Annotated in this window: 18 protein-coding genes and 1 pseudogene; 14 read left to right on the top strand and 5 right to left on the bottom strand. The window is 68.7% G+C overall.

Annotated features, from left to right (window positions below):
- The first annotated feature begins 16 nt into the window (after window positions 1-16).
- Window positions 17-202 (top strand): hypothetical protein, encoded by a 186-nt coding sequence (locus tag BHE97_RS19760; protein WP_140400114.1) that lies wholly within the window; start codon window positions 17-19, stop codon window positions 200-202.
- A 9-nt stretch (window positions 203-211) separates the two neighbouring features.
- Here the strand turns inward: BHE97_RS19760 and BHE97_RS11510 are convergent, their stop codons facing one another.
- A complete protein-coding gene (locus BHE97_RS11510; protein ID WP_087624186.1) occupies window positions 212-1,180 on the bottom strand; it encodes an SDR family NAD(P)-dependent oxidoreductase in 969 nt (322 codons plus the stop codon).
- An 81-nt stretch (window positions 1,181-1,261) separates the two neighbouring features.
- Between BHE97_RS11510 and BHE97_RS11505 the strand changes: the two genes are divergently transcribed.
- The 12 genes and pseudogenes from BHE97_RS11505 (at window position 1,262) to BHE97_RS11450 (ending at window position 13,646) form a co-directional block, all read left to right on the top strand.
- Window positions 1,262-2,413, top strand: a complete 1,152-nt coding sequence (locus BHE97_RS11505; protein ID WP_087624185.1) for an SGNH/GDSL hydrolase family protein — start codon at window positions 1,262-1,264, stop codon at window positions 2,411-2,413.
- Window positions 2,414-2,422: 9 nt separating this feature from the next.
- The gene (dcd, locus tag BHE97_RS11500) at window positions 2,423-3,001 is read left to right on the top strand and encodes a dCTP deaminase (protein WP_087624184.1); all 579 of its coding nucleotides are present in this window, start codon (window positions 2,423-2,425) and stop codon (window positions 2,999-3,001) included.
- Between the two features lie 110 nt (window positions 3,002-3,111).
- Entirely contained in the window at window positions 3,112-3,636 is a 525-nt protein-coding gene (locus BHE97_RS11495) for a PH domain-containing protein (protein WP_087624183.1), read from the top strand.
- Window positions 3,633-5,222 carry a PH domain-containing protein gene (locus BHE97_RS11490; protein WP_087624182.1) on the top strand — a complete coding sequence of 530 codons (1,590 nt, stop codon included), beginning with the start codon at window positions 3,633-3,635 and terminating at the stop codon, window positions 5,220-5,222. Before BHE97_RS11495 ends, BHE97_RS11490 begins: the two co-directional genes overlap by 4 nt.
- Before the next feature lie 43 nt (window positions 5,223-5,265).
- On the top strand, window positions 5,266-6,168 hold the full coding sequence (locus BHE97_RS11485) for a pseudouridine-5'-phosphate glycosidase (protein WP_087624181.1): 903 nt from the start codon (window positions 5,266-5,268) through the stop codon (window positions 6,166-6,168).
- The gene (locus BHE97_RS11480) at window positions 6,153-7,034 is read left to right on the top strand and encodes a sugar kinase (RefSeq protein ID WP_087624180.1); all 882 of its coding nucleotides are present in this window, start codon (window positions 6,153-6,155) and stop codon (window positions 7,032-7,034) included. Before BHE97_RS11485 ends, BHE97_RS11480 begins: the two co-directional genes overlap by 16 nt.
- A 225-nt stretch (window positions 7,035-7,259) precedes the next feature.
- Window positions 7,260-8,457: pseudogene (locus tag BHE97_RS11475) on the top strand (IS3 family transposase).
- A 108-nt stretch (window positions 8,458-8,565) separates the two neighbouring features.
- Complete coding sequence (locus BHE97_RS11470) at window positions 8,566-8,883, top strand: DUF4342 domain-containing protein (RefSeq protein ID WP_087624179.1); 318 nt, start codon at window positions 8,566-8,568, stop codon at window positions 8,881-8,883.
- Between the two features lie 72 nt (window positions 8,884-8,955).
- Complete coding sequence (locus BHE97_RS11465; protein ID WP_087624178.1) at window positions 8,956-10,191, top strand: histidine kinase; 1,236 nt, start codon at window positions 8,956-8,958, stop codon at window positions 10,189-10,191.
- Window positions 10,188-10,859 (top strand): response regulator transcription factor, encoded by a 672-nt coding sequence (locus BHE97_RS11460; protein WP_087624177.1) that lies wholly within the window; start codon window positions 10,188-10,190, stop codon window positions 10,857-10,859. Before BHE97_RS11465 ends, BHE97_RS11460 begins: the two co-directional genes overlap by 4 nt.
- A gap of 127 nt (window positions 10,860-10,986) precedes the next feature.
- Window positions 10,987-11,742: an ABC transporter ATP-binding protein gene (locus BHE97_RS11455; protein WP_087624176.1), complete on the top strand. Its 756-nt coding sequence runs from the start codon at window positions 10,987-10,989 to the stop codon at window positions 11,740-11,742.
- Window positions 11,739-13,646 carry an ABC transporter permease gene (locus BHE97_RS11450; protein ID WP_087624175.1) on the top strand — a complete coding sequence of 636 codons (1,908 nt, stop codon included), beginning with the start codon at window positions 11,739-11,741 and terminating at the stop codon, window positions 13,644-13,646. Before BHE97_RS11455 ends, BHE97_RS11450 begins: the two co-directional genes overlap by 4 nt.
- Before the next feature lie 55 nt (window positions 13,647-13,701).
- On the opposite strand, the gene BHE97_RS11445 is transcribed toward BHE97_RS11450, so the two are convergent.
- The 4 genes from BHE97_RS11445 to BHE97_RS11430 all read right to left on the bottom strand — a co-directional run bounded on the left by BHE97_RS11445 (window position 13,702) and on the right by BHE97_RS11430 (window position 19,375).
- A complete protein-coding gene (locus tag BHE97_RS11445; RefSeq protein ID WP_170931381.1) occupies window positions 13,702-16,647 on the bottom strand; it encodes a heterodisulfide reductase-related iron-sulfur binding cluster in 2,946 nt (981 codons plus the stop codon).
- A gap of 185 nt (window positions 16,648-16,832) precedes the next feature.
- Complete coding sequence (locus tag BHE97_RS11440) at window positions 16,833-18,023, bottom strand: MFS transporter (protein ID WP_201791422.1); 1,191 nt, start codon at window positions 18,021-18,023, stop codon at window positions 16,833-16,835.
- An 84-nt stretch (window positions 18,024-18,107) separates the two neighbouring features.
- On the bottom strand, window positions 18,108-18,653 hold the full coding sequence (locus BHE97_RS11435; protein WP_087624174.1) for an NUDIX hydrolase family protein: 546 nt from the start codon (window positions 18,651-18,653) through the stop codon (window positions 18,108-18,110).
- Between the two features lie 59 nt (window positions 18,654-18,712).
- Entirely contained in the window at window positions 18,713-19,375 is a 663-nt protein-coding gene (locus tag BHE97_RS11430; RefSeq protein ID WP_087624173.1) for a GPP34 family phosphoprotein, read from the bottom strand.
- A 92-nt stretch (window positions 19,376-19,467) separates the two neighbouring features.
- On the opposite strand from BHE97_RS11430, the gene BHE97_RS11425 reads away from it, so the two are divergent.
- On the top strand, window positions 19,468-19,845 hold the full coding sequence (locus BHE97_RS11425) for an ankyrin repeat domain-containing protein (RefSeq protein WP_087624172.1): 378 nt from the start codon (window positions 19,468-19,470) through the stop codon (window positions 19,843-19,845).
- Window positions 19,846-19,862 lie beyond the last annotated feature (17 nt).

The raw sequence follows: 19,862 nt of genomic DNA, 5'->3' as shown, positions 1-19,862 counted from the left end.
CCGGTAGCTTTTCGCCATGCCCTTCGATACTCCGCGACGCTCGATGCTGCGCTGTGTCTGCGGTGCGATGGGGTGCGTCCACGCTGCTCAGCCTGGACGCGTGGTCGCCACCACGTGGGACGCGGACCGGTTCTTCGAGTGCTCCTACGGCGGACTGTGGCGTCTCGAGCCGCGGTCCCGGCACCGCCCGGCGGCCTTCTGACAGTCCGTCTCAGCCGTCGAGCCCCGCAGCGGAGCGACAGTAGCGCCACACCACGTCGGCAAGCTCCCGCGAGGTGTGCTGCCAGGGGAGGAAGTCCGTGGAGCGAGGACGGCGATCCTGCCAGAAGTCGCCGGTCCCCACCTCAGGAGCGGCGGTGAGCCAGACGGCGGTGTCGGCACCCTGCTCGGCGGTCCGGAGGATCGGCTTGGCGACCGCCGCGAACCGCGGCAGCGAGGCCGTGACACCCGGAGTGTCGGCCCACCCGGGGTGCATGGCGTGGACGGTGATGCCGTCACCACCCAGCTGTCGGGCTTCGCGTTGCGCCATGACGACTTGGAGGCGCTTGGTGCGGGCGTAAGCGCGGGTGCCGTTGTACTCCCCGTGCCGGTACTCGGGGTCAGCGACCAGACCCTCGGTCAGCGGCGCGGCGTACATGCCTCCCGAGGAGATCCAGACGATCCGCGCGTCGCCGTCTTCGCGGAGCCGGGGGCGGAGGAGATCGTTCATCAGCAGTGGCCCGAGGACATGCGTGGCCAATGCCAGCTCGTGGCCCTGGGCGCTCTCGGATCGCTCCGGCGGCATGATGCCGGCGCTGTGCACGATGGCGTGGAGCGGCTCCTCGATGGTCGAGCACCACGCCCGGACGGCGTCGAGATCACTCACATCACAGACATCGACCACCAGATCGGCATGCGGCAGGCTGCGGCGGATCGCTCGTGCGGCGTCCTCGAGGCGGGCTGCCGTGCGCCCGATGAGCCGCACGCGGGCTCCGAGCTGAGCGGCACCCGCGGCGGAGGCGCGACCGAGTCCGGAGCTCGCGCCGGTCACGATCACCGTCCGTCCGGTCAGCGATCCCGGCTCGGGGGAGGGCGGAAGCCACGGCTGTCGGATGTACCAGCCGATCGAGGAGTATCCGAGGACCAGGGACTTGTCCAGCAGGGTCTCGACGGCACGGACCAGCGGTGAGGGAAGGGGCATGTGATCAGCCTAGGAATGCTCATGGTCTCGTGCAGATCACCGCGGTGCGTGACCGTCCGCGGCGCGTGAAAGACTGGCCCGATGACCGACTGGACCGATGTCGCTCTCGACACGAGTCTCGTCCGAGGGGGCGCGGAGCTCCAACGCACCGCGCGAGGGTTCCTCATCCACCGCCTGCCCGCGATTGCGCGTGCCCTCGCCGACGCCCAGCTCGCGATGGTCGAGGAGCAGCCGGCTGGTGTCCGCGTGGCCTTCGGCACGCGTGCCGATCGGGTGGAGTTGACGGCGCACCGCACCACCGTCGTCTTCGCCGGCGTGCCCCCGCGGCCGGACGCCAGCTATGACGTGACCGTAGACGGCGAGCTGGTCGAGCAGCGCGTCTCCACAGGCGGTGACCGCAGAGTGGTCGATCTGTCGAGCGGGAGCACCGATGTCCGCGAGGGACCCTCGATGGTCCTCGACCTCGAGCTGCCGCCCGGTGAGCACGAGGTCGAGATCTGGCTCCCGCACTTCGAGCGGATCGAGCTGGTCGGACTGCGTGCGGACGCCCCGATACGTCCGCTGTCGGACCGGAGGTCGTGGCTGCACTACGGCAGCTCGGTGAGCCAGGGATCCAATGCCATCCATCCGACGGACAGCTGGCCGGTCGTCGCTGCCCGTGCGGTGGGGCTCGACCTGACCAACCTCGGATTCGGAGGCAGTGCCCTGCTCGACCCCTTCGTCGCCCGGGTGATGCGCGATGCCCCTGCGGATGTCATCAGCCTCGAGCTCGGCATCAATATCGTCAACGCGGATCTGATGCGGCGGCGCGCCTTCGGTCCGGCCGTCGACGGCTTCCTCGACACGATCCGCGACGGACATCCCGACACCCCCCTGCTCGTCATGTCCTCGGTTTACTGTCCGATCCACGAGCAGACCCCGGGGCCGGGAGCCTTCGATCCGCAAGCTTTTTCCGAGGGACGGTTGGCATTCCAAGCCACGGGAGATCCCGAGGAGGTCTCCGCCGGTCGCTTGACCATGGAGGTCGTGCGTGAGGACCTGCGCCGGATCGTGGAGCGACGGCAGGCCGACGACCCCCGCATCGCGTACCTCGACGGTCTGGCGCTGTTCGGCCCCGAGGATCATGAGCGCGAGCCCCTGCCGGATCGCCTGCATCCGAATGCCGCCGCGCACCGCCTGATCGGCGCCCGGTTCGCCGATCAGGGCCTCAACGGGTGCCTCGCCATACGTTAGGTTGAGCACGTGCTGCTCTCCGACCGTGACATCCTGGCCCAGATCGACGGAGGACGGGTCGCCCTCGATCCCTTCGAGCCGACGATGATCCAGCCGTCGAGCATCGACGTGCGTCTCGACCGCCTCTTCCGGGTCTTCGACAACCACAAGTATCCGCACATCGATCCGGCCGCCGATCAGTCGGATCTGACGCGTCCCGTCGAGGTGGAGGGCGAAGACGCCTTCGTGCTGCACCCAGGGGAGTTCGTCCTCGGCTCGACCTATGAGTATGTGACGCTGCCCGATGACATCGCGGCCCGGCTGGAGGGCAAGAGCTCGCTCGGCCGTCTCGGCCTGCTCACCCACAGCACCGCCGGCTTCATCGATCCGGGTTTCGGCGGGCACATCACGCTGGAGCTCGCGAACGTGGCCACCCTCCCGATCAAGCTCTATCCGGGCATGAAGATCGGGCAGCTGTGCTTCTTCCAGCTCTCGTCCGCCGCCGAACATCCCTATGGCTCGGAGAAGTACGGCTCGCGCTATCAGGGTCAGCGAGGCCCGACCCCGTCGCGTTCGCACGCGAACTTCTACCGCACCGAGATCGGCTGACCCTCTCCATCCGCCGACTGGGCCCCGGCACCGGGGTGCCGGAAGTCATGGGCCGGATCCCTGACCAGCGGCACATGCGCGGTGGCGGTCGTCGTCCCTAGAGTCGAGGCATGGGTGATCTATGGCCGGCTGCAGGTGCCGCACAGGGCACGGTGAGTCTCAGGCCGCCCGCGCATGCGGTGGAGCGGCGGGCTATCGCCTGGTGGATGCTGCAGTCACTGCTGTTCGGTGGTGCGCTGCTTGCGGTCTCTGTCATCGGCTATCTGTTCTGGGAGGGCGCCAGATCGTGGCTCGGCTTCGTCGTCGTGGCGGTGGCCGTGCTGCTCGTCGTCGATCTGGTGGTCGAGCCGCTGTGGCGCTACCGGGTCCACCGATGGGAGACCAGTGCCGAAGCCGTCTACGCCCGTACGGGGTGGCTGGTGCGGGAGTGGCGCGCCGCGCCGCTGGCCCGCGTGCAGACGGTGGACGCGGTCCAGGGTCCCCTCGAACAGCTCCTGGGGTTGTCGACATTGCGCGTCACCACGGCATCATCGCGAGGTGCCATCGATATCGGCGGATTGGACCGTGACACCGCGGTCCGCGTCGCCGAGGAGCTGACCCGGATCGCGCAGCTCACCCCGGGTGACGCCACATGAGCGAACGCAGCGAGCACGCGGGACGGTGGGAGCAGCTGAGCGTGCGGATGGTCTTGGTCGACCTGACGCAGAGCCTCCTGGCGACGCTGCCCGCGGTGGTGGCGGTCGGTCTCACAGGTGCGGGTCGCGGGCAGATCTGGCCGCTGATCGGGCTGGCGGCATTCGGGATCATCGGTGCCATCGCCGATGCCTGGAGGTGGGTGTTCACCCGCTATCGGATCAGTCCCGCGCATGTCGAGCTGAAGAGCGGGGTCTTCGTACGCAGGCATCGGTCCATCCGGCGCGACCGTATTCGCAGCGTCGACGTGGAGGCCCGACTGCGCCACCGCCTCGGTGGGTTGCGGGTCGTGAAGATCGGTGCGGGACAGCAGGCCTCCGATGGCGAGTCGGCTCTCGAGCTCGATGCCCTGAGCGCCGCCGATGCCCGAGTGCTGCAGGACCGGCTCCTGGACCCGCGGGACACAGCGATCGGCGATCCGGTGCCGTCCGAGGTGGGGCCGGGGCGCGACGAGCCGCTTCGCGTGTTCGCCCGATTCGATCCCCGCTGGGTGATCTGCAATGTGTTCAACGCCTGGGCGTATCTGCTCGCCCTCGGTCTCGGATGGGGCGGGTTCTGGCTGCTGGACAGCTTCGGGCTGGATGTCAGCGGGTTCATCCTGGGCCTGCTGGACTGGTCGGCCATCGGCTGGGCGGGCACGGTCGCGATCGTATTCTTCGCGGTCAGCGTCTTCGGCGCCGCAGGACTCGCCGTGAACTACTTCACCGAGTATTGGAACTTCGAGCTCGCCCGAGTCCGCGGCGCCGAGGGGACACTGCTGCGGACGCGTCACGGGCTGTTCACTACCCGCGAGGTCGGCCGCGATGAGAACCGTTTTCGCGGCGCCCAGATATCCGAGCCGGTGCTGTGGCGCTGGATGGGGGTCAGCGACACCACGGTGATCACCACGGGGCTGAGCATGTGGTCGATGAGCCAGCCCGCCGCGATCCTGCCTCGTGGGCCGGTGGCGTTCGCTCGGCGGGTCGTGACCGAGGTGCTCGGCACCGAGGAGAATCTCTTCGAGGCACCGCTCGCGAGGCATCCGCGGGCGGCGCTGTGGCGCCGGCTCTGGTGGGCCACCGGCCTGAGCGCAGCGATGGCGCTGCCATTGGTCGGGCTGGCGGTGGCCGGAGTCGTGCCCGTCGCCGTGCTGTGGCCGGCGGCCGTGATCTGGCCGGTGTCGCTGGGGGCGGCGGTCGTCGCCTTTCGTGCACTCGGCCACGCGATCCGCGGGCCTTATCTCGTCACCCGGTCCGGTCTGGTCAGTCGCGCCACCACGGTCCTGCAGCGCACGGCGGTGAGCACCATCGTGGTCCGTGAATCGCTCCTGCAACGGCGTCTCGGCCTGTGCACCGTCTCAGCGATGACGGCTGCTGGCTACGGCGGCTACGACACCCCCGACATCGACGCGCAAGACGGGCTGAGCTTCGCCCTCGAAGCCGCACCCGGTCTGCTGGATCCCTTCGTCACCGTGACCGGTGGTGAGGAGCCGGAGGGTTCGGCTCCAGGTGATCCGGGCCGACGAAGGGCGGGTGCCGCATTCGGTTGACCGGGTTGTCGGGCGTTCCCTGGGTGGTGGATAGCCTCGACGGATGAACGTCGATCTTGCCCCCGATGTCGCTGACGCCCTCGCCCAAGGCCGCCCGGTGGTGGCCTTGGAGTCCACGATCATCTCCCACGGGCTGCCGCGCCCGGACAATCTCGTCGCGGCGCGGGAGTTCGAGCAGATGCTGCGCGATGTGGGGGTCACGCCTGCGACGGTCGCGGTGCTCGATGGCCGGCTCAAGGCGGGCCTGACCGAGGACGAGCTCGACCGTATCGCCAATGAGGACATCGCCAAGCTCTCCGTGCGCGACCTCCCGGTCGCCGTCGGCACGGGTGCGAGCGGCGCCACGACCGTCGCGGCGACCTCGTTCATCGCCGATCGCGCCGGCATCCGGGTCTTCGCCACGGGCGGTCTGGGCGGAGTGCACCGAGGCGCCAGCCAGAGTTTCGACGAGTCGGCCGATCTCACCATCTTGTCGCGCGTGCCGATCACGGTCGTGTCGGCGGGGGTCAAGTCGATCCTCGACATCGGCGCGACGCTCGAACGCTTGGAGACGCTGTCGGTACCGGTGCTCGGCTACCGCACGACTGAATTCCCGAGCTTCTGGCTCGCGAGTTCGGGACACGAACTCGATTGGAGCGTCCCGGATGCCGCGGCGGTGGCGTCGGTGATGGCCGCCCGCGACGCTCTCGGGGAGGCAGCCGGCATCCTCGTCGCCAATCCGCTGCCGCTGGCCCAGCAGCTCGCCCCGAAGGTCCATGACGAGGCGCTTGCGGAGGCGTTGAGCCGTGCCACGGATGAGGGATTGACCGGCAAGGACGTCACGCCCTTCCTGCTGCAGACGATCGTCGACATCACCGGCGGCCAGAGCCTGCGGGTCAACCTCGACATCGCCCGCAACAACATCCGGGTGGCCGCGGAGATCGCCGCCGCGTGGGCGAGCCGATGATCCTCGTCGTCGGCGATGTCGTGGATGACATCGGGGTGCGTCCGCTGGAGCCCGTCACCCCGCGCAGCGACACCAATGCCGAGATCCGGATGACGGCGGGTGGCTCCGCCGCCAACACTGCCGCGTGGCTCGGCCACCTCGGGGCGCCCACGCGCTTCGTCGGCAAGGTCGGCGCGGACGGCGTCGAACGGCACGGAGACGCGCTGCGGGATGTGGGTGTGGACGCACGGCTCGTCGCCGATCCGCTGCTGCCGACGGCGACGATCGTGCTGACGCTCGACGCGGAGGGCGATCGCACGATGTACGTCGACCGCGCGGCCAATGCCACGCTCGCGCCGGAGGACATCGCCGAGGACGTCTGGGAGCGTGTGGAATGGTTGCATCTGACGGGATACACGTTCTTCGATCCGCAGACCCGTCCGGTCGCCACCGGGTTGGTTCGCGGCGCGCGTGAGCGCGGGATCGGCATCAGCGTCGATCCGAGCTCGACGGGCTTCCTGCGGCAATGCGGGGTCGCGGACTTCATGGAGTGGACCGCTGGGGTCGACCTGGTCCTGCCCAATATCGACGAGGCGCGCTTGCTCGCCGGGGCAACGGGACCGGTGGTCGACTTCGATGCGCTCGCGGCCGCCTACCGGCATGTGGTGGTGACGCTGGGGGTGATGGGGGCGGCCTATGTCGATGCCCAGGACCGCACCCAGGTGACGGCGCCTCGCGTTCAGGTGCTGGACACGACGGGTGCCGGAGATGCCTTCACCGCGGGCTTCCTCGCCGCATGGGTGCGGACCCGTGACCCGCGAACGGCGCTCACTGCCGGCACCGCGACCGCCGAGCGGTGCATCACGATGCGCGGCGCCCGTCCCTGACCCAGGATGTGATTTCGCGGTTGCTCTGGCAGCCGCAGAGACACATCTTCCGTCGGTCGCTGACGGAGAATGTGAGTTGACGGTCGTCATGACAACCGCGAGATCACATCCTCCCTGAACCAGGGACCGGCCGGGCCCACCGTAGATCGGCTCGCCGGGGACTGCTGCACGGATAGGTGTCAACTGATCTGTCTGGTCGAGAGGCCGGGCTGGAGGGATGTCACTGTGCCCAAGTCGTTCCCCAAGGAGTTCCGCGAAGACGTTGTCCGTGTCGCTCGGAACCGGGATTCGAAGACCACGCTCGAGGAAGTCGCGAAGGACTTCGGGATCCACGCCGCGACGCTCGCGGGTTGGTTGAAGAAGGCCGATGTCGAAGAGGGCGTGAAGCCCGGGATGACCGAGGACCAGGCGAGTGAGCTGCGTGAGCTCAAGCGCCGCAACCGGCTCCTGGAGCAGGAGGTCGAGGTCCTGCGCCGCGCGGCGGCCTATCTGTCGCAGGCGAACCTGCCGGGAAAATGATGTACCCGCTCGTCGGCGAGCTGGCCGTCGACGGGATTCCCGTCACGGTGACGTGTCGGGTGCTCGAGATCGCCCGCCAGCCCTACTACCGCTGGCTGGCGCAGCCGGTCACCGACGCCGAGTTGGTCGAGGCACACAGGGCCAATGCATTGTTCGACGCCCACGGCGAAGACCCCGAGTTCGGTTACCGGGTCCTCATCGACGAGGCCGCTGATGCCGGTGAGGTCATGGCGCAGCGGACTGCCTGGCGGATCTGCTCGGACAACGGCTGGTGGAGCGTGTTCGGCAAGCCCAAGAAGGGCAAGTCGAAGAAGCCCGGCCCGCCGGTCCACGACGACCTGTGCGCCTACGTCGATGAGCACGGCGTGACCCGCCACGCCTTCACCGCCGAGAAGCCGAACCAGCTGTGGATTGGCGACATCACCGAGCACTGGACTGCCCAAGGCAAGCTCTACCTGTGCGCGTTCAAGGACGTCTACTCCAACCGAATCGTGGGCTACTCCATGGACTCGCGGATGAAGTCACGGCTGGCGGTCGAGGCGCTCAACAACGCCGTCGCCAGACGCGGTGATGTGATGTCGCCGGCTGCGTGGTCCACACGGACAGAGGATCGCAATTTCAAAGCAGGAAATTCGTGGCCGCCCTCGGGCGTCACTGCATGGTCGGCTCCATGGGCCGGGTCGGAGCCGCGGGCGATAACGCTGCCATGGAGAGCTTTTTCGCACTGCTCCAGAAGAACGTCCTCAACCGCCGCGCCTGGGCGACCCGCGAGGACCTGCGCATCGCGATCGTGACCTGGATCGAACGCACCTACCACCGGCGTCGTCGCCAGGCCGGTCTCGCCCGATTGACCACCATCGAGTACGAGACCATCATGACCACGTCAGCCACTCAGGCTGCGTGACCCAACATGTCACACGATCGTGCAACAGTCCCCCGCGTACTAGTCGCCCTGTCATGCTGAAAGCACCCGATGACGAGGCCCGGTGACGGGTCGGTGAGGAGCGTGACGATGAGCGAGTCCCATGACACCGGTACACGGTACGAGGAGTTCAAGGTTTCTGGAGACGGTCTGGTCGCCAAGGTGCGCGAGCTGATCCGCGAGGGCAATGTCCGGCGCGTCTTCATCAAGAACGAGAAGGGTGATGTCCTGCTCGAGATCCCTCTCACCGCGGGGGTGGCGGTGACGGCTCTCGCAGCGGTGGTCTCGCCGGTGCTCGTCGCGGTCGGTGCGATCGCCGCACTGCTCACGCAGGCGACGGTGGGCGTCGAGCGCCGGGCATCGGCCGATGACGGTCCCGGCGACGATCACGTGGTCGTCGAGGACTGACCCAGGGCGGGTGTCCACCCTGCGCGGCATCTCCCCCGGTTCCCGGACGGACCACCGTGGGAGCATCGGGACATGAATCCCGGACAGCGCGAGAGACGGCGAGAGCCCATCGCGTTCCGCGTGGCGGCAGTCGTCGGGTGGCTCCTGTGCGTGACGGCGCTGTTCCTCGTCCCCTGGATCGAGCCCCGCGAAGCCGAGCTGACGTGGCCGGAGCTGGGGGTCCCGATGTGGTGGGCGACGGCGGCGGTGCTGACCGCCCAGGCCGTCGTCCTGTGGTTCGCCTCGCGCGGCCCTGTGAAGGCCCTGTCGCTCGTCGTGGCGGTGTCGCTTCCGCTGGCCTCTCTCGGCACCTGGGATCTGTACAGTCTCACGTCGCTGCCGACGGCGATCGGCGTCTATGTCGTCGTGCTCAGCGCGGAGTACCGGCGCCTGCGATTCATCCTCCCCACTGTCGTCATCGTCTCGGCCGGTGCCTACACCGTGGCCGGTCGGCCCGGCGAGGACCTCGCGGCCCTCACGGTCCAAGCCATGGTTCAGGCGGCCGCCCTCGTGGCGATCCCGGCCGCCGTCGCCGCCGTGGTGCGGGCGCGTCGTGACGTCCGCAGCGCGGGTGCCCGCGAACACGACGCCCTGATGCGTGAGCAGGAGGCCCGGGTCGAGTCCGCGGTGGCTCGCGAAAGGACCGCGCTCGCGCGGGAGTTGCACGACATCGCCGCGCATCACATGTCCGGCATCGCGTTGATGGCCGCGGCGATCGAGCGGCAGATCGACGCTGCTCCCGCGAAGGCGAAGGGCGGAGCCCGGGCGATCGGCGATCAGAGCCGTCTGGTGCTCGAGGACCTACGGAGGCTGGTCGGCCTCCTCCGCGAGGGTGATCAGGCCGAGATGAGCGTGTACACGCTGTCGACCATCCCCGAGCTCGTCGACGGCAGTGCGGCCGATGTGGAGCTACAGGTGCACCGCGGGCGCTGGCCGGAGCTGGGCACGGGCATCGGGCCGCTGGGTCAGCTCGTTGCCTACCGCATGGTGCAGGAGTCCCTCGCGAATGCCGTGCGCCATGCCCCCTCCGCCCCCTGCGCGGTCGTCATCGACGATCGTGAGGAGGCGGCGCTGGAGGTCCGTGTGCACAATGCCCCCAGTTCATCCGCGCCGACCGCGCGGGCACCAGGTTTCGGACTGCGCGGCATGGCCGAGCGCGCCGAGCTGGTGGGGGCGACGCTGGCGTACGGTCCGAGCCTCGACGGAGGCTGGGACGTGGAACTGCGGGTGCCGCGGGAGGCGACGAGTGTCGAGGAGGTGAGACCGTGATCCGAGTGATCGTGGCCGATGACCAGTTCCTGGTGAGGGCAGGGTTGAAGACCCTGCTCGACGCCGAGACGGATATCGAGGTGGTGGGCGTCGCGTCCGATGGCGACGAGGCGGTGTCCCTGGCGAGGGACCTGCGTCCCGATGTCGCCTGCGTGGACATCCGCATGCCGGGTCGGGACGGCATCAGTGTCACGCGGGAGCTGTGCGGGTCAGACGGCCCCGTACAGGTGCCGGTGCTGATCCTGACGACCTTCGATCTCGACGACTACGTCTTCGGTGCGCTCGAGGCGGGTGCGTCCGGCTTCCTCCTGAAGGACGCGCCACCCGAGCAGATCACGCAGGCCGTCCGCCAGGTCGCATCGGGTCGCGGCACCTTGGACGCCGCTTTGACGCGCCGTGTGATCCGTGAGTTCGTGGACCGCCGCAGGCTTCAGCCGGTGACCGGCAGTCGCGCCGACGAGCTGCTCACCTCGCGCGAACGGGAGATCCTGCTGCTGCTGGCCGAGGGCATGTCCAATGAGGAGATCGCGGGCGAACTGACGATCGAGGTCTCGACGGTGAAGTCGCACCTGGCGCGCATGCTGCCCAAGCTCGGCGTCCGGTCGCGCCTGCAGGCCGTGGTCTGGGCCTATCAGAACCGCATCGTGACGGTCCCCGACGAGCGTTGATCTACGGGCTTGCATCCAAGGATGCAAGCCCGAGGGTTCCTCCTCGCGCGGCTAGAGGACATCCGGCCCCGATTCCTAGCGTGGGGGTGACGGTGGACGTGCCACCGCACCACGCCCGAGGAGCCTCATGCCTTCATCGATCACCACGGCCACCACCACGGCCACCGCTGTACGCCTGACCGAGGTGACGAAGACCTATCCCAACGGCCCCGACACCGTGCGTGCCCTGGACCGCCTCTCCCTGGCGCTGAGACCGGGATCCTTCACCGCGGTGATGGGCCCGTCCGGGTCCGGCAAGTCGACCCTGTTGAACTGCATCGCCGGGCTGGAGCGCCCCGATTCCGGGTCGATCGTCATCGGCGACATCGATCTGTCGAGGTTGTCCCCGGATCGCTTGACCCGGTTCCGGCGGGATCACATCGGTTTCGTCTTCCAGGCGTACAACCTGATCGATCACCTCACCGTCGAGGAGAACATCCGGCTGCCCCTGATGCTGGCCGGGGCGCACCCGGAACCGGAATGGGAGCGGTGGTTGGTCCAGTCGCTGGGCCTTGGGGGCAAGGAACGGCGGGCGCCGTCCGAGCTCTCCGGCGGGCAGGCGCAGCGGGTGGCGATCGCGCGAGCGCTCATCACCCGTCCCAGCGTGGTGTTCGCCGATGAGCCCACCGGGGCCTTGGACTCGCACACGGGTGACGAGATCCTCGAGGTGTTCACGGCGACGGCCGCATCCCTCGGCCAGACCGTCGTCATGGTCACACACGACGCGCACATCGCCAGCGCCGCCGAGCAGGTGCTCTTCCTGGCCGACGGGCGCTGGGCCGGCCACCTGATCTCCCCGACCACCGCGCAGATCGCGGCCCGCGTGACGGAGCTGCGCGGATGAACGGCGCGGCATCCTATGCCCGGTCCTCCGCGTCGGCGAACCGCGGATCGCTCATCGGCGCCTTCGTGACGATACTGCTGGCAGCTCTGCTGCTGGCGCTCACCGGGACGTGGATCGACGCCGGTGTCCGACTGAGCGGAGAACAGGGGAGCGGTGAGCTGCTCGCCCTGGCCTCGTCCTTCGCCGGAACGACGATCGTCGTCGTGATCTTCATCGTGATGTCCGTCCTCACACAGGCTTTGCGGCCTCGGTCGCGTCAACTCGCCCTCCTGCGCACGATCGGTGCGACACCGAGCCAGGTGAGGTGGCTGGTGACGGGGGAGACGCTGGTGGTCTTCCTGATGGCAGCCCCTGTGGGTGCGGTGGCGGGGGGTCTCGCGGCGCGGGCGGTCAGCGGCGCGCTCGCGGCCAGCGGCGTCGTGCCCGAAGGATTCGTCCCGGCGTTCTCACCGCTCGCGATCCTCGGGACGCTGCTGGTGCTCACCCCGGCGGTGATGCTCGCGACCAGGCTGTCGGTCCGGTCCGTGACCCGTGCCGGCTCGGTCGAGGCGAGGACTCGCCGGGCCACCGATGACGTCCAGATCGCGCGGCCACGTGCGATCACTGCCGTGGTCTTCGCGCTGCTCGGCCTGGCGTCGGCGACTGTGCCGTTCGGCCTGGGCGGGGTCGCCGGACTGAGCGCGGCGGCGATGTCCGGGATCCTGTTGGTGATCGCCGCGGCGGTGGCGGGACCGGTGATCGTCCAGCGGGGCGCGCGGCTGGCCGGCCGATTGGCGCTCGACCGGGGCAGCGTGGGGGCGGACCTGGCGCTTCGCTTCGCCCGCGGCTCATCGCGTCGTCTCACCGCCGCGATCACCCCGTTAGCGCTGCTATTCGCCATCGCCCTCGTGCAGACCGGTTCGAATCACATCACCTTCCAGGGCGCCCGCCATCACCTGGACGCCGCGTTGCGGGTCGATCTCGTCGCCGAGACATCCGACGCCGGGGTTGCCGCACGGATCCGCGAGATCCCCGGTGTCGAGGCGGTCGGGTCCAGTACCGGCGTGCCGGCCTCGGTGTGGAGCGATAGCGAGGAACCGACAGGGGTCGGTCTCCTCGACGCGTTGTCGTGGGAGCACACGACCCTGACGGTGTTCCCTGGTGAGGAGTTCCTCGCTCCCGATCTCACGCACGGGTCATGGGAGGAGCTGCACGGCGCGGACACCATCGCGATGAGCTCGGATGCCGCGATGATGTCCTTCTCCTCGATCGGCGACTCGGTGGACCTCGACGTCGGCGAGGACGGCCGGCCTGCGCGGGCCACCATCGTCGCGATCTACGACGGCGGGCTCGCCTTCGGCGACTACCTCGTCGGCCCGCATTTCACGGGAGTCGCCGAATCGGGGGACTCGACGATCTTCGTGAACGTGCGGGACGGTGAGGAGTCCGCCGTCGGGAGTGAGCTCGCGGACCTCGGGCTGCGGTTGATGACCGGCGAAGGCTATGCGCAGGCGACCATGGAGGATGCCCAGGGCGAACAGCGGTTGTCGACCGGCGCGACCCTCGTCCTGCTCGTCTTCGTCGGAGTGGCCGCGGCCAATACGCTCATGATGATGACCGCCGCTCGCCGGGGCGAGTTCGAACTCCTGCGCCGAACGGGGGCCACGACCCGCCAGTTGCTGTCGACCGTGCTGGCCGAGTCGCTCTTCGTGGGACTCGCGGCCATCGGCATCGGTGCTGCCAGCGTTCTCCCGGCGCTGCTCGGCATGTCCTGGGCGATCCTGGGCACGTTCACACTCGGCGCGGGAATCGTTCCGGTGGCGATCCTCGCGGGAGTGGTCATGGGCATCGCCGTGCTGTCGATGGTGTCGGCCGCGGTGGTGGCGGGACGGTCTCGACGGATCCCGCTGGTGCTGGCGTCGTGACACGGAGGCGAGGGTCCCGCACCGGTCGGTGCGGGACCTCGTCATGGAACGACGATCAGGACTTGTCGTCGTCCTCGTCGGCGGCTGCCTGCGTCGCGCTATCGCTCAGCTCGCTCCCGGAGGGATTCCCCTCGCTGAGCTGGGCGACATCCTCGGCGACCGGATCGGGCTCCGCGGCGTCCTCGACCGGCGTGATAGCACCGCGCTCCTCCTCGCGATCGGAGTCATCATCGGACGTGGGGGAGCCGCCGAAGATCTCCTCGGCCGGGGATTCGTCCGGGTCGTTCTCCTTGGTGGCCGGGATCTCGGGACGGTCGTCCTTCGACGGGACCGACTCCTCCTCGGGATCAGTGGCGTCACCGGCCTCCGGCTCGGGATCGGGCGTGGGCTCCTCATCGGCGGCGGTGGCCCCGGTGGTCGTCAGAGTGTCGGACACGTTCTCAGTGTCCTCCGACTCAGACGACTTCGCAGGCTCCCCCGCCTCGGCGGTTTCTTCCGGCTCCTGCGTGGACGGAGCCTCCACGGCACCGTGGCCCTTGCCCTCATCGTCGACGACGATATTGCTCTCCGCCGCGATGGCGATATCCTCCTCGCGTCCGGCCGATACGGGCTCGTCGAGCTCGGCATTCGCCTCCGACTCGGACTCACCGGTCTCGGTCGCCTCAGCAGCGGCACCGACATCGGAGGTGTCGGTGAGGGTCCCCGGATCGGCCTCGGCCTCCACATCGGGCTCGGCCTCCGTGGCCTTGTCCTCGTCGCCTCCGCCGGTGGCGGCTGCGGCACCCGTGGCGGCCTCCGCCTCGCTGACGACGGCCTCGGACTCCTCGGCGCTGGGCTCGCGCTTGACCGAGGCCAGGAGCATCTGCGCGACGTCGAGCACCTCGACCTCCACGCGGGCCTCCCCATCGGCCTGCTTGGCGGTCAGGCCATCCGACAACATCACCCGGCAGAAGGGACAGCCCACGGCGATCTGGTCGGCCCCGGTGGCGATGGCCTCCTCGGTGCGGTTGATGTTGATGCGCGAGCCGATGGTCTCCTCCATCCACATGCGCGCGCCGCCGGCGCCGCAGCAGAAGGACTTCTCGCTGTGGCGGGGCATCTCGGCATAGGTCGATCCGGGGATCGCGCCGAGCAGCTCACGCGGTGGCTCATAGACCTGGTTGTGGCGGCCCAGGAAGCATGGGTCGTGGTAGGTGATCGTCTTCTCGGCCTCACCGGCGGCGGGGGCGACCGGCTTCAGCTTGCCCTCACGCACGAGACGGTTGAGCAGCTGGGTGTGGTGGACGACCTCGAGCTCGACGCCGAACTCCTTGTACTCGTTCTTGAGCGTGTTGAAGCAGTGGGCGCAGGTGGAGACGACCTTCTTGACCTTGGTCTCCTTGAAGACCTCGACATTCTCCATCGCCAGCTGCATGAAGACGATCTCATTGCCCGCGCGACGAGCGGAGTCGCCGGTGCAGGTCTCCCCGTCGCCGAGCACGGCGAAGTCCACGCCCGCGATGTTCAGCAGCTCGGCCACGGCCTGCGTGGTCTTCTTGGCGCGGTCCTCGAAGGCACCCGCGCAGCCGACCCAGAACAGCCACTCGACCTCGTCGAGGCTCTCGACGTCCTCACCGACCTGCTTGACCTCGAAATCGAGATCCTTGGCCCAGTCCATCCGGTTCTTGGGATTCATGCCCCACGGATTGCCCTTGCGCTCCAGGCCCTTGAAGATGTTGTTCAGCTCGGTCGGGAAGTTCGACTCGACGAGCACCTGGTAGCGACGCATGTTGTCGATGTGGTCGACGTGCTCGATGTCGACCGGGCACTGCTGGACGCAGGCGCCGCAGTTGGTGCAGGACCACAGGACATCGGGGTCGATGACGCCGAAGAGGTCTTCGTCGCCGATCAGCGGACGCTCCAGCTCGCGCTTCTCGTCCTCAGTCAGCGTGTCGGCGTCCTTCTCCAGCAGCGGCACCTTGGCGTAGGCGTGCTCGCGCAGACCCATCATGAGCAGCTTGGGGGAGAGCGGCTTCTCGGTGTTCCAGGCGGGGCACTGGCTCTGACAGCGGCCGCACTCGGTACACGTGGTGAAGTCGAGGATGCCCTTCCAGGAGAAGTCCTCGACCTTGCCGACGCCGAGCTTCTCGAAGTCCTCCTCCTCCAGGTCCTCCATCTTCTCCATGTCGAGACGCTCGCCGTTGAGGTACAGCGGGACGAGACCGCCGAGGGCGGTGCCGCCGTCGGCCTCGCGCTTGAAGTAGATGTTGAACCAGGCGCTGAAGCGGTGCCAGGCGACTCCCATGGTGATGTTGCGCGCGATGACCGCCAGCCACACCATCGCCATGAGGATCTTGGACAGGGCCACCAGCACGATGACGGTCTCGGCGCCCGAGGCGGAGAGTCCGCCGAAGAGGGTCTCGCCGATCCAGCCGGTCAGCGGGAAGTGCGCGAAGTTCGCGTGGTCCGAGCCCTCGACCTGCAGGAGGCGGTACTCCGCGGCGCGGATGAAGATGCCCGCGAGACCCTCGCCGAGGATGATCAGCTCGACGAAATAGGCCTGCCAGAAGGTGGAACCGAAGAAGCGGCTCTTGCGGTCCAGCTTGCGCGGGTGGTTCTTCTGGCGGATGTAGATGAGGTAGGCGATGCCGATGACGGTCAGCCAGGAAAGGATCTCGGTCAGCCAGACGAAGGGGTACCAGGTGCCGATGATGGGGAGCAGGAAGTGCGGATCCCAGACCTGGAAGTAACCGGTGAGCACGGCGGTGCTGAGGTAGATGAACCCCGCGAATACGAACCAGTGCATGATGCCGACCCAGGTCCACTGGAGCATGCGCGTGTGCAGCACCGTCTCCTTGAGCATGGTGCCGAGGCGCTTGGTGGGCTGGTCGGTACGGCCGACCGCGGGCTGGCCGGCGCGGATGACCCGGAGCATCTGGCGGATGCCGACGACGGCGAGAGAGACCGCGACGGCTGTGACGGCCAGCGAGATGATGCCTGCTACCAGGGAGATCGTGCTCATGCTGTCACCGCCTCAAAGAAGCCGCACGATAGGTCGCTCACTCGCTGGCGCTCATTCATGGAGATCCTCCGGATCGGACCGTACAGATGCTGCCGACACTAGCGCCGACCGGGCGACCTGCCTCACTAAGGCAAGCCAAACACGGTAGCGTCACTGCCAGCCACGGAAATGTTACCCGAGGGTAATCAAGTGAGGGTGGAGCGGCCCTGCGGGCTGGGAGCGTCACGAGGGAGCAAGGCCACCGCGAGTGCCGCGAAGACCGCGACTCCGCCGAAGGCCCATCCGTAACCCGCATGGGTGACCACGGCACCGAGCACCGGAGGTACGGCGGCGGCCGTCAGATACTGCCCGGTGTTCTGCAGCCCGAAGGCTCGCCCGGACCAGTAGGCGCCGGCCCGCTCGGCGACCGCCGTGAAGGCCAGCCCGTTGTCGGAGACCGTCACCACGGTCGCGAGGACGGCCAGAGCGATACCGACCGGCGAGGACTGCGCGACACCGAGCACGACCATGACCAGCGCGGCTGTCACGGCGATCCAGCGCAGGGGGCGTAACCGCGATCCGAGCCGATCGGACCACCAGCCCGCCGCGATCCGCCCCGCCGCTGAGAGGGCGTGGGTCGCACCGACGAGGATGGACGCCGCCGCCACCGACCAGCCGTGGATGTCGACCAGCCACAGTAGGAGAAAGGTCCATACCGCGTACTGGGGGATCACCAGGAGAGCCGACGCGAGGTGGATCCGCAACAGCACGGCATCCTGCCTGTAGGGATTGGCGGCGCGTGTCGCGGCTCCAGGCGCCGGTCGCGGGGGTCGCGGCGGATCCACGATGAACAATGCGGCGAGAGTGGCCGCGAGCGCCGCTGTCGCCACGACGATGCAGGCGGTCCGCAGGCCGGCAGCCGCGACGGTGTTGGGGATGATCAGGGCGGCGGAGCCGACGCCGAGGGGGAGGGCGGTCTGACGGATGCCCATCGCCAGACCCCGCCGATGGGCCGGGAACCAACCGACGACGAGCCGACCGCTTGCGGCATTCGTGCTCGCGACACCGACACCGCAGACGAAGAACCAGAGGGCCAGCGGCCCCAGAGACGAGACCATCGTCGTGCCGACAGCGCCCAGTGTCACCAGGCTCAGGCCGGCCAGCATCGCGCGGCGCTCGCCATAACGATCCACGACGAGGCCCCAGGCGACGAGCGTCAGCATCGTGCCCATGGCCGGAGCCGATGCGAGCGCACCGGCGCTCACCAGGCTCACCCCCTGCGAGAGGTGGAGATAAGGGATCAGGAACGGTGGTGCGCTGATGACCAGCGTGCCGGCCCACTGCCCGGCCATCCCGACCGTGAGCATCAGCCAGGGGTTCACTCGACGGTCGGGCACCCCCTCATCGTCGCAGGCGGGTCAGAGGCCGGTGCGCGGCACCGCGGGGAGAGGGGTAGGTCGAAGCGGCGCGGATCGCCAGCGTCACGCGGGCACGCCCAGGTGGGCGAGTGCCTGCTTCAGGAGATGCCCCCGTCCGCCCTCGAGCTGGTCCAGGACCGCGGGGCTCGCGGCGTCCTCGGGCGTCAGCCACGACAACTCGAGGGCATCCTGACGTGGAGCGCACTCTCCCGTGACGGGGACGACATAGGCGAGGGCGACAGCATGCTGACGCGGGTCGTACATCGGGGTCACGCCGGGCACCGGCAGGTACTCGGCGACGGTGAACGGCGTGATGGTGGCCGGGAGACGGGGAAAGGCGGTGGGCCCGAGATCCTTCTCCAGATTGCGCATCAGGGCACCGCGCACGGACTCACCGTGCAGGACCCGCCCGGAGACCAGCGTGTGGACGATGTCCCCGGTCTGCGGAGAGCCCCGCAGCAACAGCCCGATGTGCTCGACCTGCCCCAGTGCGTCCACGCGCACGGGCACGGCCTCGACATAGAGGATCGGGACGCGCGAGCGTGTCTCGTCGAGCTGGAAATCCGACAGCCAGCCGGGATTCGGGTCAGGGGTACGCACCGAAGACATGCCCCCATTGTGGTGGACGGGTCCACCGATGGAGCGGCGACGCGGCCAGGAGCCTGACCTCAAGAGCTGGTCGCGGCGATGACCGTGGGGGTGAACACTGCGACGGCGAGCGCGGTCTGGGTCGCGGCGATGGCGTCCTTCACGCCCGCGCTGGCCCAGTCCTCGGCGCTGATGGCTGCGGCGGCGGTCTTCGCGGTCTTGCGTTCGTCGCGGCTGGTCACCAGCTTGAGCTGATCGCTGGCCTGGAGCAGTCCGATGAGGGGACCCGAAGTGGCGTCGACGGGCAGCCCCTGCAGAAGGGCGTCGCGGACGCGGGCGATGAGGTCGTCACGGCGGGCGATGTCGAGCACCTCGTGACGGCGCAGTCCGAAGCCGAGGACGCTCTCCTGCCGATCGCGCACCTGCCCGGTGCCGACGAGGCGGCGATAGGCGTTCTGGACCCCGTTCTTGCCGAGGCGGGTCACGGCATCCGATGCCTTGCGGGTCTTGCCGTCACGCAACCGGCTGAGTGCCTCATCCACCTCCGGGTCGGGGTAGGGGGAGCCGTCGATCACCCGGACGCGCACCTTCTTGGCGGTCCCCTCGACGGCCACCCGGCGGGCGGCGACGAGGTCGAGGAGGTGGGCACCGCCGATGATCGCATCGTTGTTGACGCTGCTCAGGGTCAGTTTGTGGGTGATGGGATCGGTGGCCATCAGCACCAGATCGGTCGCGATGCTCATGCTCCGAGCCTAGGACGAGGAGGGCCCGACAGCAGACTCGGCGGCGCAGTCGTCGGCCCGCGTGGCGCGTCCCCGGTCGTTATCCTGGACCGATGGCGACCGAACCCGATCCGAAGCTCGTCGAGCTCGCTCATCGACTGTTCGACGACGCGCGCACCGGCGACGCGGAACGACTGGCCGCCTATATCGATGCGGGCACCCCGGTGGATCTGACGGACGCGGCGGGCAACACCCTGCTCATGCTCGCCGCCTATCACGGGCACGGCGATGCGGTCGCCGTGCTCGCCGAGCGAGGTGCCGATGTCAACCGTGTGAACGACCGCGGCCAGAGTCCACTCGCCGGGGCGATCTTCAAAGGCGAGGACGAGGTCGTCCGGCTGCTTCGCGAGCACGGTGCCGACCTCGACGCCGGCACCCCCTCGGCACGCGCGACGGCCGAGATGTTCGGCCGCCCCGACCTGGTGGAGTGATCGCCTTAATAGATGAT

Source organism: Aeromicrobium sp. PE09-221, from assembly GCF_002174305.1.
Classification (GTDB): Bacteria; Actinomycetota; Actinomycetes; order Propionibacteriales; family Nocardioidaceae; genus Aeromicrobium.
The sequence above is the reverse complement of the archived record's forward strand: the minus strand, read 5'-3'. Positions and strand labels throughout refer to the sequence as shown.

What these genes read in the sequence shown, in the direction of transcription:
- BHE97_RS19760 (WP_140400114.1), top strand. Translation starts at nt 17, where the DNA reads ATGCCCTTCGATACTCCGCGACGCTCGATGCTGCGCTGTGTCTGCGGT.
- BHE97_RS11510 (WP_087624186.1), bottom strand. Translation starts at nt 1,180, where the DNA reads ATGCCCCTTCCCTCACCGCTGGTCCGTGCCGTCGAGACCCTGCTGGAC.
- BHE97_RS11505 (WP_087624185.1), top strand. Translation starts at nt 1,262, where the DNA reads ATGACCGACTGGACCGATGTCGCTCTCGACACGAGTCTCGTCCGAGGG.
- BHE97_RS11495 (WP_087624183.1), top strand. Translation starts at nt 3,112, where the DNA reads ATGGGTGATCTATGGCCGGCTGCAGGTGCCGCACAGGGCACGGTGAGT.
- BHE97_RS11490 (WP_087624182.1), top strand. Translation starts at nt 3,633, where the DNA reads ATGAGCGAACGCAGCGAGCACGCGGGACGGTGGGAGCAGCTGAGCGTG.
- BHE97_RS11485 (WP_087624181.1), top strand. Translation starts at nt 5,266, where the DNA reads ATGAACGTCGATCTTGCCCCCGATGTCGCTGACGCCCTCGCCCAAGGC.
- BHE97_RS11470 (WP_087624179.1), top strand. Translation starts at nt 8,566, where the DNA reads ATGAGCGAGTCCCATGACACCGGTACACGGTACGAGGAGTTCAAGGTT.
- BHE97_RS11465 (WP_087624178.1), top strand. Translation starts at nt 8,956, where the DNA reads ATGAATCCCGGACAGCGCGAGAGACGGCGAGAGCCCATCGCGTTCCGC.
- BHE97_RS11455 (WP_087624176.1), top strand. Translation starts at nt 10,987, where the DNA reads ATGCCTTCATCGATCACCACGGCCACCACCACGGCCACCGCTGTACGC.
- BHE97_RS11450 (WP_087624175.1), top strand. Translation starts at nt 11,739, where the DNA reads ATGAACGGCGCGGCATCCTATGCCCGGTCCTCCGCGTCGGCGAACCGC.
- BHE97_RS11445 (WP_170931381.1), bottom strand. Translation starts at nt 16,647, where the DNA reads ATGAGCACGATCTCCCTGGTAGCAGGCATCATCTCGCTGGCCGTCACA.
- BHE97_RS11435 (WP_087624174.1), bottom strand. Translation starts at nt 18,653, where the DNA reads ATGTCTTCGGTGCGTACCCCTGACCCGAATCCCGGCTGGCTGTCGGAT.
- BHE97_RS11430 (WP_087624173.1), bottom strand. Translation starts at nt 19,375, where the DNA reads ATGAGCATCGCGACCGATCTGGTGCTGATGGCCACCGATCCCATCACC.
- BHE97_RS11425 (WP_087624172.1), top strand. Translation starts at nt 19,468, where the DNA reads ATGGCGACCGAACCCGATCCGAAGCTCGTCGAGCTCGCTCATCGACTG.